Here is a 17014-nt window from a genome sequence, read left to right as displayed (position 1 = left end):
AGTAAAGTTGGTAAATCAAAACGCAGAACAAATAGCACGCGATAAAATCGATGAAATGCTAAAACTTGCAGGTTGGACTGTTCAAGATAAAACCAAAATTAACTTGAATGACGGTATTGGTCAAGCTATTCGTGAATACCAGACAGATGTAGGCCCCGCCGATTATGTTCTTTTTGTTGATAAAAAAGCCGTTGGGGTTATCGAAGCTAAACGAGAAGAAGCAGGTGAGAAAATCACTTCCGTTGAAGACCAAACCGAAGGCTACGCTAACGCAAAGCTTAAATGGGTCAACAATAGTGAACCTCTTCCTTTTTTATATGAAAGTACAGGTGTTATTACACGTTTTACGGATGGCAGAGATCCTAAGCCTCGCTCCCGTGAAGTTTTTAGTTTTCATCGACCTGAAACGCTAAAAGTATGGGTTGAACAAGGAAACTCTCTTCGTGCTCGTCTTCAAGATATTCCACCGTTAAATCCAGCAAAGCTACCTGCAAAAGATTTAGGGCTGCGTGATTGCCAAGAAGCAGCAATAACAAACCTTGAAGACTCGCTTCAAAAAGCGAGGCCGAGAGCGCTTATCCAAATGGCAACTGGCGCTGGTAAAACTTATACCGCTATTACATCCATGTATCGCATTCTTAAACATGCCAAGGGTAAGCGTATTCTCTTTTTAGTAGATACTAAAAACTTGGGTGAGCAAGCTGAGCAAGAAATGCTTAACTTTACGCCAAGTGACGACACCCGTAAGTTTACCGAACTGCATGTCGTACAGCGCTTAAAGTCAAAGTTTGTGCCTAAAGATGCTGAGGTGTGTATCAGTACCATCCAGCGAATGTACTCCATTTTAAAAGATGAAGAGTTAGACGAAACATTAGAAGAGCAAAACCCCGCTGAGCAACTTACCAAGCCTAAAGAGCCAGTTCCTGTTGTTTACAACCCTAAAGTACCTATAGAGCATTTTGATTTCATTTTTATCGATGAATGCCACCGCTCAATCTATAACTTATGGCAACAAGTATTAGATTACTTTGATGCTTTCCTGATTGGCTTAACAGCAACCCCCGATAACCGCACTTATGGTTTCTTTAAGCAAAACATTGTTAGTGACTATAGCCACGAAAAAGCCGTTGCTGATGGTGTTAACGTAGGTAATGAAGTTTTTACCATTCAAACCAGAATTACCAAAGAAGGTGAAACGTTACAGGCTAAACAGCAAGTTGAGCATCGTGAACGTGTGACACGTAAAAAGCGCTGGGAACAACAAGATGAAGACGAAAAGTACAGTGCAAAACAGCTTGATAAAGATATCGTAAACCCTAGTCAAATTCGTACAGTCATCAAAACCTTCAAAGAGAGTTTACCTGTCATTTTCCCAGATAGAGAACATGTGCCAAAAACATTAATCTTTGCAAAAACCGACAGCCATGCAGACGATATTATTCAAACAGTTCGAGAAGAGTTTGATGAAGGTAACTCTTTCTGTAAAAAAATCACCTACCGTGTGAAGAAAGATAAAACAGATAAAGAAGGTAATGTAATCGAGCAAGGTGAAGATCCGAAATCGGTACTCTCCAGCTTCAGAAATTTATACGAACCTCGCATTGCCGTTACCGTTGATATGATAGCTACAGGTACTGATATAAAACCACTTGAGTGCCTTGTGTTCATGCGAGATGTTAAAAGCCGAAACTACTTTGAGCAAATGAAAGGTCGCGGAACACGTACTTTTGACCATGATGAATTAATCAAGGTAACGCCAGATGCAAAGTCTGCAAAAACGCACTATGTTATTGTTGATGCAATTGGCGTTACTAAATCACTTAAAACAGCGAGTCAGCCTTTAATCACTAAACCATCTGTACCACTCAAAGATTTGGCTATGGGCATCATGATGGGGGCTAGTGATACTGACTCGGTAAGTTCACTTGCTGGCAGGTTAGCACGATTGAACAAGCAGCTAGATGCCGACGATAAAAAGAGAATTGAAAAGGTATCAGGTGGCGTTTCAATTACTCAAATGGTAGTTGATTTATTCTCAGCCATTGATGGTGACAAAGTAGAAGAGCAAGCGTTAATACTGGCAAAACAGCCAAAAGGCACAGACCCAGGCGAAGATAATCGCAACAAAGCCCAGGCTGAGATGGTAAGTAAAGCTGCCAATGTATTTAACGGAGAGTTAATTGAGCTTATCGATACCATACGCCGAGACAAAGACCAAAAGATCGACCATGACAACATTGATGAAGTGCAGATAGCCGACTGGGAAAAGGCAACAACCGAGCAAGCATCAGATATTTGCAAAGAGTTCGTTGAATATCTAGAGCAAAACAAAGATGAGATCACTGCTCTGGAAATATTCTACGACCAACCACATCGTCGACGTGAAATCACGTTTGATATGGTCAAAGAGGTACTTGAAAAACTTAAGTCAGACAAACCTAAACTAGCTCCGCTCAATGTATGGCAAGCGTATGAATTACTAGAAGACCCTGACAATAAACAAGAGCAAAGTAAAAAACCTATTAGTGAGTTAACCGCTTTAGTCGCATTAATTCGCCGCGTAGTAGGCATTGATGATAAACTCTCGACCTTTGACGCCACCGTAAGTAAGAATTTCCAAACGTGGATCATGAAGCACCACTCAGGTAGCAACCAAAAGTTCACTAAAGAACAAATGGCATGGCTTCATATGATTCGTGATCACTTTGTCAACTCATTCCATTTTGAAGTAAACGATCTGGAAATGTCGCCATTTGATGCTCAAGGCGGTTTAGGCAAGATGTATCAACTCTTTGGTGATGACATGAATAAAATTATAGATGAATTAAATAGTGAGTTAGTAGCTTGATGGATTTAAGTAACACCCCAAACTCTTGGGTTAAAACTCCCCTGGAAAACCTTGTGGTATATGTTCTCGGCGGAGACTGGGGAAAGGCACCTGAGATAGAACTTGATGGGTATAAGAAAGTTATGTGTATCCGTGGGGCAGAGTTCCGAAACTGGGGTTCAGAGAGAGGTGGAACTGCTTCACTTCGCTTAATTAAGGAATCAAGTTTAGCGTCCCGTAAATTAAAAGAAAACGATATTTTGGTTGAAATCTCAGGTGGAGGGCCAGAGCAACCTGTTGGCAGGACTGTTTTGATCGATAAGGCGTGTTTAGCTTTAAATCCTGATAAACCAAAGGTAGGAACAAACTTTTTGCGCTTAATGCGCCCTAGTAGTGCGATTAACGCAAGTTATCTAAATTTGTATCTTAACTTTTTTTACAAAAGTGGTGAGATCGTTAAATACCAAGCAGGGAGCAACAACTTAAGAAACCTTAAGTTTAATGATTACCTTGGAATTGACATTCCTCTAGCTCCAATCGTTGAACAAACTCGTATCGTAGAGAATGTTGAAGAGCTATTTTCTGAGTTAGATAAAGGAATCGAAAGCCTTAAAACAGCTAAAGAGCAGCTTATTGTTTATCGCCAAGCGCTGCTGAAACATGCTTTTGAAGGCAAGTTAACCGAACAATGGCGTGCCAATAATGCAGACAAGCTTGAATCACCAAAACAACTCCTCACACGCATTCAACAAGAGCGCGAAGCTCGTTACCAACAACAGCTCGATGACTGGAACCAGGAAGTTGAACAATGTGAAGCTGATGGCAAAGAAGGCAAAAAGCCATCCAAACCCAAACTACTTAAGATGTTGCAGCAACATAGTACCATTGATGAACATTCTGCTTTAACACCGTGGAAGTACACATCTCTTATTAATCTCTTATTAGATAAGCCTTCTAATGGAAAGTCGGTCAGAGATTTAGACGGTGGGTTTCCTGTATTGCGCCTAACAGCATTAAAGAATAAATACATAGATGTTAGCCAGTCTAAAGAAGGCTATTGGACAAAAAAAGAAGCTAAGCCTTACTTGATAAGAAAAGGTGACTTTTTGCTTTCTAGGGGTAATGGAAGTATCAAATTAGTTGGAAAAGGGGCTTTAGTAAACTCTGACGAAGAGGTGGCTTATCCTGATACAATTGTTAAATTAGTTTTGTCCAAGTCAGGGTTAGTAGCTGAGTTGTTCTCATACTTTTGGAATTCAGCTGTTTTTCGCCAGCAAATACAAAAATCAGCAAGAACCACTGCTGGAATATACAAAATAAATCAAGCTGTTATATCTGAATATAGATACCCCTTAATCTCTCTAAAGGAACAGTTGGCGATTTTAAAAATACTTGATGAAAAAGTCTCAATCGTAGATAAACAACTCATTGAAGTTGAAAAAAACATTAAACGTGGTGAGTTGTTACGCCAATCGATATTAAAGAAAGCTTTCTCTGGTGAACTGGTAGCACAAGACCCCAATGATGAACCAGCTAGCGAGTTATTAAAGAGAATAGCGATTGAAAAATCGGAACTCGCAGAGAAAGAGAAAGCAGAAAAGGCAGCCGCCCGAAAAAGTAAAAGCCAAGCAAAAGCTGCGGCCAAGAAAGCAAAAGCATAATATTACGATAGGTCACGCTAAGTATGATTATTCATAAGTAAGTGACTTTCCCAAAAAAGAATTAAGTGAAAAAAATGAACGCACAAAGCATAGTATCTAAAGTTTGGAGTTTTTGTACCACCTTGCGTGATGATGGTGTCGGCTACGGTGACTACCTTACCCAACTAACTTACCTGATTTTCCTAAAAATGGCAGATGAGTATAGTAAACCACCTTATAACCGAGATGTCGGTATACCTGAAGAGTTTAACTGGCAGAGTCTTAAAAATGAAACAGGCTCAGATCTTGAAGTGCACTATGTAACTACACTAAGAGAGCTAGCGAAAAAACCTGGCATGTTAGGGCAGATATTCACCAAGGCCCAAAATTACATTCAAGATCCTTCTAAATTAAAGCGCCTAGTTGAAATGGTTGATGATGTTAACTGGGTAATGATGGGGTCTGACACTAAAGGCACCATTTATGAAGGTCTATTAGAGAAGAATGCTGAAGACACTAAGTCCGGTGCAGGTCAATACTTTACGCCTCGCGATCTCATCAAAACGATAGTTTTATGTATGAGACCAGCGCCAAATCAAACTATAGCTGATCCGGCATGTGGTACGGGCGGATTTTTCTTACATGCATATGATTTCATTACTGATCCTAATAATTACAAATTAGATAAACAGCAAAAAGCATTTCTTAAAAATGAAACTTTCTTTGGCAACGAAATTGTCGCCAATACTCGCCGCCTATGTTTGATGAACATGTTTTTACATAACATTGGTGAAATTGACGGTGAAAGCTTGGTAAGTGGAGATGACTCACTAATATCTCAACCGTCTCGCACGGTAGATATGGTTCTTGCTAACCCACCATTTGGCAAGAAAAGTAGCATGACGTTTACCAATGAAGAAGGTGAACAAGAAAAAGACGACCTAACCTATAACCGTCAAGATTTCTGGGCGACTACCTCAAACAAACAAGTTAACTTCGTTCAGCATATACGCAGTATGTTAAACACAACTGGTCGCGCCGCAGTGGTTTTACCCGACAACGTTTTATTCGAAGGCGGTGCGGGTGAAACAGTCCGTAAAAGGTTGATGGAGAGCACTGAGCTTCATACCATTTTACGTCTGCCAACAGGTATCTTTTACGCAAATGGTGTAAAGGCGAACGTTTTGTTCTTCGACAACAAACCTGCACAAAAAGACGCATGGACAAAAGATATCTGGTTCTTCGATTATCGTACCAATGTTCATCACACGCTGAAGAAAAAGCCAATGACAATGGCTGACCTTCAGGAGTTTGTAGATTGTTATAACCCTGAAAATAGGCATGACCGAACAGAGACGTGGAACGAAGAAACAAACCCAGAAGGTCGATGGCGCAAATACACTCACGAAGAGATTTTAGCTCGTGACAAAACTAGTCTAGATATCTTCTGGTTAAAAGATAAATCGTTAACCGACTTAGAAAACCTGCCAGAGCCGGAAGAGTTAGCTGGTGAAATAATTGAAAACATGGAAGCTGGCTTAGACAGCTTTCGCCAAGTATTGGCCGCATTACAATAATAAGGATATAAGATGCAAATTGAGAACTTTTCAAACGACTGTGAAATAGTCATCGGGTTAGTTGCTCCCGTTGGTGTTAACTTAGATGATGTACATAACCGCTTCGTTTCATATTTCAATCAATTCAGATACGAAGTTAACTATATTCACCTTTCTCAAGTTGCAAAGGAATTTCAAGGTATTGCGACAGGCCCTTACACTGAGCAAAGCCGTCTAGACACTGCCATGAATACGGGTAACTCCCTAAGACAAGCAAGTGAACGTGGGGATTTATTTGCGCTATTAGCAATAAATGAAATTAATAAAAAGCGCTTGGGTGAAACACCTGAACCATTGCCAAGACACGTTCATATTATTAGATCACTTAAGCATCCTGATGAAGTTGAAACGTTGAGGCAAGTCTACGGCCCAGGCTTTATCCTTTTAGGCATATCTTCTAGTATAGAAAGCAGGAAGCGCTACTTAAAAGATGAAAAAGGAGTTCCTGAAGAAGAGCTGGAAAGGTTAATTGAAAGGGACGATAAAGAATCTGATTCATTTGGACAAAGTACAAGAGATGTATTCCAAATAGCTGATGCATTTGTGACATCAGATGACGCACATTCATTATCGACCCAAATAGGCAGAACGCTCGACTTATTATATTCCAAACCCGTAGTCCCACCGACTGCTGATGAATATGCGATGTTTATGGCATATGCTGCATCTCTTCGCTCTGCCGATTTATCTAGACAAGTGGGAGCTGTTTTAACTAATCAAGAGTCAGATATTTTAGCTACAGGTGCTAATGATGTGCCCAAATCAGGAGGTGGCTTATATTGGCCTGTTGATGGTGAAGATAATAGAGATTATGAATTAGGTAAAGATTCAAACGAAGAGCAAAAAAATAAAATCATATTAAACATCATGAAAAAGTTTAGTAACCCTGAAGAAACAACTGACGAGGAGTTATTAAAAGAAGGCAAAAAGAAGCTTAAAGACACGGGATTATTAGATATTACCGAGTATGGACGAGCTGTTCATGCTGAGATGGAAGCACTTTTATCCTCAGCAAGAAATGGAATTTCGACTAGAGATGCTAATTTATATACAACAACTTACCCTTGTCATAATTGTGCTAAACACATTGTAGCTTCCGGCGTGAAAAGAGTTTTATATATAGAACCGTATCCAAAGAGCTTTGCGACTATACTTCACAATGATTCTATCAATGCTGAAGGCAGCCCAGGTGAGTCAGAAAAAGTGATGTTTGAACCATTTGTTGGCATAGGGCCAAGAAGGTTTGTTGATTTATTTTCAATGAATTTAAGCAGTGGCAGGAAGTTGAAACGTAAGGAAAATGGTCTGTTAAAAGAATGGAACCGGAGAGACTCAGAGCTACGAGTTCCTATGACTCCCTTGTCTTATTTAGATGCAGAGGTTATGTTAATAGAGCAGCTTGATGAAATTAAAGAATCAGCGAAGGAAAATAAAAATGACTAGCACAGAGAAAAACATTACAAGAGCAAAACAAGTCGTTGATGGTTGGCCTACATGGAAGAAAAACATACAGCTAACCAAGTATAAATCTGCTTCAAAAGAAAACTCTCAAACCACTCACAAGCAACCAGAGCTTCAATGTGGTTAACTTTTTTAGCTAAATATTAGCGGCATACATTTTGCCGCTAATTAATAATAGTTTTTAAGATATATTTGAAAGCACAGGAGCCGCTTAGCTCCCGTGATGAATTAGTCTCTTTTTCAAAGTTCAAATCTCCACTTAACAGAGTTGGCAATACTCTGTTACTTTCTGATGTATCTTTTCTTTTTTTGTCATAAAAATAAAGGGAATTAGAGTTTTGTCAGAGATTGATCTAGAAGAGTTAAGGCCAACATCACATAGGAAAATTATAGAGCTTGTTGAAGAGGCAGGTATTGATGTTTCTGATTGGGAAAATTTCAAAGGTGGTGCAGAAAAAGCTTCAATGAACCCGAAATATTGTTATGAGTGGTCATTTGAAGAACGAGAAAACAATATTTTTGTATTAAACCTTTGGTTTGATAATTGTGAAATTATTGATGATTTTGTAGTTCAGCAACTTAATTTAATAAGTGAAGCCGAAGAGTTCAAAGGAATACAGAAACGCCGCGCTTTTAATATGGACTTTTCATTGCAAAATGCTGCAAGGTTGAATGCTCCAATAAGGGTTATCATGTGTGATGAAAACCCAAAACTTAAAAAGCTTGATACCAAATCTAATGCGGATAGGAGACTCCTAGATCCCATTAATTGGTATATAAAAAAGTATGGAGATAATGGCGACTGTCTTCTTCAGCGAGGGGAATTAGCCCCAGCCTTCATTGACCAGTTTTCACTTCGAGAACTAGAATCCATTCAACCCGAAAAGCAAGAGTCAACTACTACAAGTTACCCTAGAAGTAAAGCCGTTAGAGAGCAAGCGTTGGTTCGTGCTAATGGTCATTGTGAGTATTGCGGTGTAATAGGTTTCAAAACCAAAGCTGGTTCTCTTTACCTAGAAAGCCACCATATCATTCCTCTGTCTGAAGATGGTGTAGATCATCCTAGTAATGTTATTGCTTTGTGCCCTAATCACCATAGAGAAGCTCACTATAGTGAATCTTCACTGGGCCTTAGAAGCGTATTTTTGGAAAAAATTGGACAATAATACACTTATGGAAAAGTTACTTATTGGTTCAGCTGCTCTTCTTGATGAACTAAACCCGATAATTTCTCTTGGCCCAAACCAGAGTATTAAAAGGTGGACGGGCAGTTGGGTGATGTGTGATATTGCAATTGAACATGCTCACTCTCTACAAAACTTAATGAAGATTGGTAACTGCACTTCAGCAATATCGTTGTTACGGCTTCAATTTGATGCTTTGACAAGATCTGTATGGCTACTCTGGGGAGCTTCTGAGAAAAAAGTTGATCGGATTATGCAAGACTTATCTATAGATACGGCTAATGCTGATAATGGCCTACCATCGCATGTCGAAATGATTAAGCAGATTGATGGCAAAGCACCAGCTGAAGCTACTCGAATGCTGACTGAGTTTAGAGATGTTACTTGGAAAGCTTCAAGCTCTTACGTACACGGTGGAATTCATGCGATGAAACGACACGGTGAAGGCTATCCGTTGCAGTTGTTGGAACAAATACTGATTAATTCAAATGGATTAGTAATGTTATCAGCAGTCCACCTAGCAACGATGACGAGTAACATGCATGTAGTAAATGACATTAGCCGTATCAGAGAAACTTACCGAAATATCCTACCAAAGCTAAATTTGGAGTAAGAGGTATCTAGGGCCTATTTCTCAACTGGCTGAGAATCTCATTTCGAATGACAGATACCAGTTGTGTAAGTTAATACGCCCAAACGGACATGAGTCCGTGCGATATATCTTACATTGACGTGAGAGTAATCAGTTAAAGGTGACTATTCAGTCGCCTTTTTTAATTTAACTTATTGTTTTTCATTGGTTTATAAATTTGTTCTTTTTTATGACAAAGAATTATTTTATCTCACATACTACTTCCTCCTCCCGTTTGCTCTAAACTTTACCTTGTCAAGAAGACATAGCTTAACGAATAAGCTACTGCCACGGATAAGGAATAGGCAAAACAGCAGATGCTAGCAGGATGCAAAAAGGACAAGTTAACAAGGACAGCAAGGATGAACAGGAAGTGCAAGATGCACTAAGTGGCAGGAGCTACTTTAGGGATATAAAGGATAAAGTTGCAGGACGCAGCCGCGTATTAGATTGTACGTGAATGCCGGGAAAGCGAAGGGACGCCGCAGGATGCACAAAGTGGCAGGGCGCTACTTTAAAGGATTAACATGGATGACGCTATAGATTTAGCCAAGTGTTAGTTTACGTGGGTTTGCCAAGGTGGCGATGGATATTGCATGATGCAATGTGAGGGTAAACAGGGTTGTTTACTCGTTCAGGGGATGAAAAAACGGATTATAGATAGTGGATATCTAGCAGGAAGCAGTCCAATTGGGGCGTAACTTTAGTTACGCCTTAGTTTTTTGTGCTATACAATTGTAATAATTTTATACATTAAATGCATAAGATCACTCAGATTTTGTGTGGTGGAACGACAACACTTTTTAAAAACTCATTTTCCATAATAAGCATTCCCTGATACGCATTTTCACCGTCACTTGAAAACTCAAATGAAAACTCACTTTTTATTCCAGGTTTACCACTTTTTAGAAAACCAAAACGACGCTTTGTGCAAGCAACACTCATAAGTTGCACATTTAATTGCTCACATTGACGTTTAGCATGAACATTAGCCGCTTCGGCAACTTTTCTATTTAGCCAAAACAAATAAATAACACTACCAATTAATATAAACGTCCATAAACTTGCCATTTAAGAGAATAACCTTCCAATTGCACGAGCGAGGGCTTCGCTTCGATCTTCTTTTCGTAATAAACCTAATAGGTGAGGTCGAATGGTCGGTATTGCAACTAAATCCGCAAAAATACTTGGAAAAAGCGCCTCTATTTTTTGATGTTGTGCACAGTTATCCATAAATATATGCAATCGTTCGGGGTCTTCTAACTGTATAAAACAACGCCCAGCAATAGTTAAAAGTACGTCCGAGTTGCTTTTAAGCGATGAGTTTAATGTTGCATCAACAAGTTGTGCGCATAGGCCTTGCGCCTGACCTTTAGAGATTGAGCGAAGAGCAGCGGTTAAAGCTACGGTATCATTTTTCTCAATCGCTGCTAGACCGTGCACCAGCAAAAGCTCGCTCAACGTTGGCGGTATTTCTACATGTTCAAGCATTGCGCTAAGTGGTTGCAATACTTCAAGGGGTAAATGCGTCCACGCTTTTTTCAAGTTACTTAAGTTTTGATCGTTATCAAGACGCAGAGCAAAATCAGCAATGCCTTGCAGTGCAACAGTTTGCCAATTATCAAAGCCCAACTTTGCGCTAAAGTATAGCTGCGCGTATTCGTAGTATTGAGAAGCGGGTTGTTTTAGTAACACTTTAACTTGCGCGTTAAATGCAGCCAGTTTATTTGCGTTAGGTGTAAATACATAAGGGTTATTATCAAGCTTCCCCTCTGCTTTTTCACCCGTAATTTCAGTGCCAATTGCTTGAATAACCATATCGGCAAAGTGATCACGACTTGCACTGACTAATTTACTCTGCTCATCAAGCGGAAATTTTAAAAACCACACATAAGGTTCTTTACTCGCTTTGGCATCCCAAAATTGAATTGCAAGCCATGCATGACCAGCAAGCGGGTAAGGGTAAGGTACTTGAGCTTGTTCAATAGCTAAAAATTGTTGTTTATCGAGTTTAGTAATGTGCCTGCCAATATCAAAAGCCCGCCATTGCGTGCCAGCACCATCTAAAAGTTGGCCTAAGGTTGCTATTTGATCACTCATTGTATTCCCGATTGTTTTTTTACTGCAAATTGGGCCGATTATACGCCATAGCGAGCTGTGTGGGAACAGGGTATAATTGCCGTATAACTTAAAAAGAGGGTGGTTATGTACCAACAAACCCAAGCTTTTTTAGTGCAATTGAAGGCACTATTACAAAAGCATCAACTTTGGCAATCTGAGCCAATTTCAGCAGAAGCACTAAATTCTAGTGTTCCTTTTTGTCACGATTCGATGGCGTTTGAACAGTGGTTGCAGTTTGTGTTTATTGAAAAAATGCAGCATTTAATCACTCATAATCAACCACTACCGCGAAACTTTGCTATTGCCCCCATGGCTCAAATGACCTTGATTAATAAATCAGGGAGTGATGAAATTATAGAGGTGCTGACACAGTTAGATACACTATTAGGGGAACCGCATGAGTGAGCGCCTAGCGCCAACTGAATACGGCGAACTCGACATTTTGTACCAAGACGAAAACTTTGTTGCCATTAATAAACCGTCAGGGCTATTGGTGCATCGTTCCTTTTTAGATAAACATGAAACTCAATTTGCGATGCAAATGTTGCGCGATCAGTTAGGTCAGCACGTTTTTCCTGTTCACAGGCTTGATAGGCCCACGTCAGGAGTTTTAATTTTTGCACTTAGCTCAGAATCTGCTCGCGATATAAATCAGCTTTTTATTGAGGGCACTATTTCTAAACGATATTTAGCTTTGGTTCGGGGATTTGCCCCTGAGTCGGTTTTTTTAGATAAACCTTTAAAAGAAGAGCTTGATAAAATTGCCGATAAATTTGCAGATCAAAACAAAGCGCCACAGGAGGCGCAAACCCAGTTTAATTGTTTGTATCAAGCTGCATTGCCCATTCCTATAGGCAAATACCCAACGGTGCGGTATTCATTAGTCGAGTGTTTTCCTAAAACAGGGCGCAAGCATCAGATTCGTCGGCATTTAAAGCATTTATCGTTACCTATAATTGGTGATGTTAATCATGGCGACAACCAACACAACCAATTTTTTAGGGATCACTTTGAATTACGGCGCTTAATGCTGTTTGCAACTGAGCTGAGTTTTGTGCACCCTTACACTAAAAAACCAACAACGATTAAAGCGCCACTAGGTCATGATATGCTACAAATTTGTGAGCAACTTGGTTGGCCGAACGAAGAAAAGGATTATTAATGGCACATATTAGTATTTTTGTAGGCACTGTAAATGGTGGTGCTGAACGTTTAAGCGGTGATATAGCAGCCTGTATTGAACAAGCAGGTCATAGCGCCACGCTCATCACAGAGGCTTCGCTTGATGATATTAAAAACGCATCAAACATATTAATTGTTACCTCAACGACAGGGCAGGGTGACGTGCCAAGTAACCTAGCTGGCTTATATTATGCGCTTAATAGTAGTTTTCCTATGCTTACAGATAAGCCATTTGGAGTGGTGGCTATGGGCGACAGAAGCTATGGTGATACTTTTTGTGGTGCAGGTCGAAGCTTTGATGAACTTTTACGTGATTTACAAGCAAAACCTGTCGGTAACCGTTTAGAGATTGATGCGTGTGAGGATTTTGAGCCTTGGCCAGTGACAGAGCCTTGGTTAAAAGCATGGCTTGAAAAGCTACCAAGTTAATTTTTATTGGTATACAAAAAGGAGCGCATGCGCTCCTTTTTGTTTGCTGTAGTTAACTACTTCTTACATCCACTTTAAGCTTTAATTTTTGCCCCGGTTGTAAGTACTTTTGACCAGCTAAATTATTCCATTTAATAATCTCGCTTACCGTTAAATTAAACTTAGACGCAATACGCGCAAGTGAATCGCCTCTTCGCACTTTGTACGTAATCGTGCGGTTAGTGCTTTTAGTTGCGCTGGCCGTTGTATTTTGTGATTTATACACTGTGAGCTTTTGATTTAAGCGCAGCACTGCATTTTTTTTAAGCTTATTCCACTTTGCCAATTCATCCATTGTGACATCGTATTCGCGGCTAATGTCCCATAAGGTATCGCCACTTTTTACGGTGTGAGAAAGCTTAGTGCGTGATGTTTTATTAGCAGCCATACGCATTTGCTTTGGTAGGTGCTCGCTATTTATTGCACCGTCGGTTAACGGCACTAATAGCTCTTGTCCAATGCGTATTGTATTCGAATCAAGCTTGTTTAGAGATCGAATCGCGCTGGTGCTAGTGGTAAACTTTTTAGCAATCACAGACAAGCTATCGCCGCTTTTTACCACGTATCGTTGCCAACGAAGCCTATTTTTAATATCAGTATTGGCAAGTTTTTCAGAAAACTGCTGTGCTTTATCAATGGGTAAAAGTAAAGAGTGCGGGCCATTTGGATCAGTAGCCCAACGATTAAACCCCGGGTTTAATCTGTAAAGCTCGGTTAATGTCATGTCTGCCATTTCGGCAGCAAGAGCAAGGTCTATTTGTGAGCCTACATCAACAACGTCTACCACTTGGGCGTTGATAATAGGTTTCCAGGTTACATTAAATTCATCCGAGCGTTTTAATAAGTCAGCAAGTGCCAGTAGCTTTGGTACATAAGCCGTGGTTTCTCTTGGTAAATCTAATGACCAAAAATCGGTAGGCAAATGCTTTTTACGATTTTTTTTAATTGCGCGCATCAAGCGCCCTTCACCGGAGTTATAAGCGGCTATGGCATTGAGCCAATCACCTTCAAGTGTTTTGTGAAGATAAGACAAATAATCTAATGCTGCACGGGTTGATTGCACAATATCTCTGCGACCGTCGTACCACCAATTTTGTTTTAAATCAAAACGTTCACCTGTTTGTGGCATAAATTGCCAAATACCGGAGGCCGTTCTATGAGAATAGCCAAAGGGATCAAATGCGCTTTCTACAATAGGAAGGAGCGCAATTTCGATTGGCATCTCGCGTTTTTCTACTTCTTCAACAATAAAATGAAGGTACGGCTCTGCACGCTTTGAAATACGGTCTAAATAACGTTGATGCTTTGCGTAATAGTTACGCTCGGTCACAACTGGGCGGTTTTGAGGAACATTAATCGATAGTTGGTAACGAATTCGCTCCCATACATCGTCAAACACAGGCGCTTCTAGTTCATCGCTATCTAGTTGTTGATATTGCGCGTTTACCATTAATGCATTGTTAATATCATTTGGGCTCGCACCTTCAAGCTGCTCACTGGCTTGATTTGCTTCTTGAGAGTTTGAGTCTAAGGTGGTCAATATTTGACAACCACTTAGCGCAAGCGCCAAGGTTATTATAAGAGGAGATTTATTCATAAATACCAATACATCGGGTAAAAAAACTCGGCAAATGTTACCTTTTATAAACTAACATTACCACTTTATGACAATTACAGCACTTAGTCGGAAGTGTTCATATATTTCAAGTTAATGATTTTAAATATTAAACGCATATGCGCTAAAAATTATCTTTGAACTTTCTAAGAGCTGCAAAGTTACGCCAAGGTTCATTGTTTTTTGTAACTAAGATAAATTCTTCAGGTACTTCTTCTGTAATAGTTGGAATGTCGCTACGCATAAACGGATTTATTTTAAGCTCTTTTCCGATTGTGGTTGGTAAGGAAATTTTATCTTCTTTCCTTAGCTCATCTACTAACTCACTATGCGCAATTAACGCAGGGTTGCGTGGCTCAACGGCTTTGGCAAAGGCTAAATTTGCTTGTGTGTATTCGTGAGTGCAAAATATTTTACACGCTGCAGGCAGTGCTTTTAGCTTGTTAAGAGAATGCCACATTTGTTCACTGGTTCCTTCGAATAAACGGCCACAGCCACCACTGAATAAGGTATCACCAGTAAATGCTATGTTGTTATTCACAAAACAAATATGATCCAGTGTGTGCCCTGGGGTGGTTAACACTTTGAAGCTAATACCTAAAACTTCAATATAATCGTCATCAACCAATGGGTGCGTTATGCCTTTAAATGGACTGTTTTTAGGTCCGTATACGTTAACTGTCGGGTTTTGCTTTATTAGTTGCGCAACTCCATCGGTATGATCGTAATGGTGGTGGGTAATTAAAATGCCACCCAATGTTAAATTTTGTGCTGCAAAATGCGCGAGCACAGGCTCAGCCTGCCCAGGGTCAACGACCCATGCTTGAGAGCTATTTTCAGTGGTTAAACACCAAATATAATTATCAGAAAAGGCTTTAATTGCTTTGACTTGCACCATGTTAAATTGCTCTATAAAGTGACACTTAACGCATAGTATAACGAGCTCATAAAATGAAACCAGCCCTTAGTTTTCAAGAAGGACCCAAACCACTGTCGTGGCAGCAGTTCCCTCACGGGGATTATTTGCAAGCTGATATTGAACGTAAAATGCAATATTGGCTACCACGTATGTTTGGTTACCATATGCTTAAGTTAGGTAATTTAAGCGGTGAGTTAAATACAAGTTTAAGTACCATTAAGCACCAAGTGTGTGTCGCAGAGCCGGGACCTTCTACGGGGGTTGTGGCAGACATAGACGAATTGCCTTTTTATGAGCATAGCGTTGATGCGTGTATTTTAAGCCATTGCTTAGAGTACCATTCAGATCCGCACCACATTTTACGAGAAGCTCATCGAACACTTATACCTGGCGGCTACGTTTTAATTACAGGGTTTAATCCGCTGAGTTTGTGTGGGCTAGCGCAAATGTTGCCGTTTAGCGGGCAAAAACTACCTTGGACAGGACGATTTTTTACCCCTGCAAGAGTAAAAGATTGGCTAAATTTATTGGGGTTTGAAATTGTAAGTGACGAGCGATTTATTTACTCATCGCTAGCGAGGGGGAACAGATTATCACGGTTTGAATTTTGGCGATCATTTGCCAAGCAATATTTAAAACCAATGGGCAGTGTTTATATGCTGGTGGCTCGAAAACGCGTTGCCCCACTTACACCGATAAAGCCTAAGTGGCATGCTCGACCACAGTTTGTGCCTGTGAAAGGGGCGGGGCTTAGGCAAACCTCCAAGCAGCATTATAAAACGTGTGACCAAAAAAGTGACAACCGCTAGCAGCAAATAAATTAAGGTTGGTAGCCTACATCTTCGAGTAAATCTTTGCTGCCAGCTGCATCGCGAGCTAAATCGTCAACTATTTCGTTGTACTTATGGCCGCTATGACCTTTAACCCACTTCCAATTTACTGTGTGTTGGCTGCAAGCTGCATCTAGGCGCTTCCACAAGTCTACATTTTTAACTGGCTTTTTAGCTGACGTTAACCAGCCACGTTTTTTCCAATTTGAAATCCATGACTCAATACCTTGTTTTACGTATTGACTATCTGTTGTTAGGTTTATAACACAAGCACGGTTAAGTGATTCAAGTGCCACTATAGCCGCGAGCATTTCCATGCGATTGTTAGTGGTGAGCTTATAGCCTTGGCTTAATTTTTTTTCATGGGCGTCATAAATCATAAAAATACCATAACCACCGGGGCCTGGATTACCTAAACATGAGCCATCGGTGTAAATCTCTACGGTTTTTTGCACTGTTTTACCTTGATCTTATGTACAATAAAGTGATTATAGAAAGATACCAGAGTCAGGCTTAATTC

Annotated in this window: 16 protein-coding genes; 11 read left to right on the top strand and 5 right to left on the bottom strand. The window is 40.1% G+C overall.

The window, feature by feature from the left end; all coding sequences use genetic code 11:
• The first annotated feature begins 7 nt into the window (after nt 1–7).
• The 7 genes from AC27I2_RS11540 (at nt 8) to AC27I2_RS11510 (ending at nt 9341) form a co-directional block, all read left to right on the top strand.
• Nucleotides 8–2848, top strand: coding sequence for a type I restriction endonuclease subunit R (locus AC27I2_RS11540; RefSeq protein ID WP_487204372.1), 2841 nt, complete (start codon nt 8–10; stop codon nt 2846–2848).
• Complete coding sequence (locus tag AC27I2_RS11535) at nt 2848–4488, top strand: restriction endonuclease subunit S (RefSeq protein WP_487204371.1); 1641 nt, start codon at nt 2848–2850, stop codon at nt 4486–4488. Before AC27I2_RS11540 ends, AC27I2_RS11535 begins: the two co-directional genes overlap by 1 nt.
• A gap of 74 nt (nt 4489–4562) precedes the next feature.
• Nucleotides 4563–6044 carry a type I restriction-modification system subunit M gene (locus tag AC27I2_RS11530; RefSeq protein ID WP_487204370.1) on the top strand — a complete coding sequence of 494 codons (1482 nt, stop codon included), beginning with the start codon at nt 4563–4565 and terminating at the stop codon, nt 6042–6044.
• Nucleotides 6045–6056: 12 nt separating this feature from the next.
• Nucleotides 6057–7526, top strand: coding sequence for an anti-phage dCTP deaminase (locus AC27I2_RS11525; protein WP_058154965.1), 1470 nt, complete (start codon nt 6057–6059; stop codon nt 7524–7526).
• Nucleotides 7519–7671 (top strand): hypothetical protein, encoded by a 153-nt coding sequence (locus tag AC27I2_RS11520; RefSeq protein WP_487204369.1) that lies wholly within the window; start codon nt 7519–7521, stop codon nt 7669–7671. Before AC27I2_RS11525 ends, AC27I2_RS11520 begins: the two co-directional genes overlap by 8 nt.
• A gap of 211 nt (nt 7672–7882) precedes the next feature.
• Nucleotides 7883–8710: an HNH endonuclease gene (locus tag AC27I2_RS11515; protein ID WP_487204368.1), complete on the top strand. Its 828-nt coding sequence runs from the start codon at nt 7883–7885 to the stop codon at nt 8708–8710.
• Nucleotides 8700–9341, top strand: a complete 642-nt coding sequence (locus AC27I2_RS11510; protein WP_487204367.1) for a DUF6988 family protein — start codon at nt 8700–8702, stop codon at nt 9339–9341. Before AC27I2_RS11515 ends, AC27I2_RS11510 begins: the two co-directional genes overlap by 11 nt.
• Before the next feature lie 789 nt (nt 9342–10130).
• Here the strand turns inward: AC27I2_RS11510 and AC27I2_RS11505 are convergent.
• The gene (locus AC27I2_RS11505) at nt 10131–10430 is read right to left on the bottom strand and encodes a DUF3301 domain-containing protein (RefSeq protein WP_010557125.1); all 300 of its coding nucleotides are present in this window, start codon (nt 10428–10430) and stop codon (nt 10131–10133) included.
• A complete protein-coding gene (locus AC27I2_RS11500) occupies nt 10431–11459 on the bottom strand; it encodes a DUF3549 family protein (RefSeq protein ID WP_058405650.1) in 1029 nt (342 codons plus the stop codon).
• Nucleotides 11460–11564: 105 nt separating this feature from the next.
• Here AC27I2_RS11500 and AC27I2_RS11495 point away from each other — a divergent pair, with 105 nt between their 5' ends.
• The 3 genes from AC27I2_RS11495 to AC27I2_RS11485 are packed head-to-tail and all read left to right on the top strand — an operon-like array spanning nt 11565 to nt 13091.
• Entirely contained in the window at nt 11565–11885 is a 321-nt protein-coding gene (locus AC27I2_RS11495; protein ID WP_058405649.1) for a YqcC family protein, read from the top strand.
• Nucleotides 11878–12642, top strand: coding sequence for a tRNA pseudouridine(65) synthase TruC (truC, locus tag AC27I2_RS11490; protein ID WP_487204366.1), 765 nt, complete (start codon nt 11878–11880; stop codon nt 12640–12642). The genes AC27I2_RS11495 and truC overlap by 8 nt, the downstream gene beginning before the upstream one ends.
• Nucleotides 12642–13091: a flavodoxin gene (locus AC27I2_RS11485; RefSeq protein WP_487204365.1), complete on the top strand. Its 450-nt coding sequence runs from the start codon at nt 12642–12644 to the stop codon at nt 13089–13091. The genes truC and AC27I2_RS11485 overlap by 1 nt, the downstream gene beginning before the upstream one ends.
• 52 nt (nt 13092–13143) lie before the next feature.
• Here AC27I2_RS11485 and AC27I2_RS11480 read toward each other — a convergent pair whose 3' ends face one another.
• On the bottom strand, nt 13144–14727 hold the full coding sequence (locus AC27I2_RS11480; RefSeq protein ID WP_487204364.1) for a lytic transglycosylase: 1584 nt from the start codon (nt 14725–14727) through the stop codon (nt 13144–13146).
• A 142-nt stretch (nt 14728–14869) separates the two neighbouring features.
• Complete coding sequence (gene gloB, locus AC27I2_RS11475; protein WP_487204363.1) at nt 14870–15643, bottom strand: hydroxyacylglutathione hydrolase; 774 nt, start codon at nt 15641–15643, stop codon at nt 14870–14872.
• A 53-nt stretch (nt 15644–15696) separates the two neighbouring features.
• On the opposite strand from gloB, the gene AC27I2_RS11470 reads away from it, so the two are divergent.
• Nucleotides 15697–16473, top strand: a complete 777-nt coding sequence (locus tag AC27I2_RS11470) for a methyltransferase domain-containing protein (protein WP_487204362.1) — start codon at nt 15697–15699, stop codon at nt 16471–16473.
• 11 nt (nt 16474–16484) lie between these two features.
• Here the strand turns inward: AC27I2_RS11470 and rnhA are convergent, their stop codons facing one another.
• A complete protein-coding gene (rnhA, locus tag AC27I2_RS11465) occupies nt 16485–16949 on the bottom strand; it encodes a ribonuclease HI (RefSeq protein ID WP_058405644.1) in 465 nt (154 codons plus the stop codon).
• Nucleotides 16950–17014: the final 65 nt, after the last annotated feature.

Source organism: Pseudoalteromonas sp. NH0006-46 (assembly GCF_057547735.1).
This window is presented reverse-complemented; position numbering and strand designations above follow the sequence as displayed.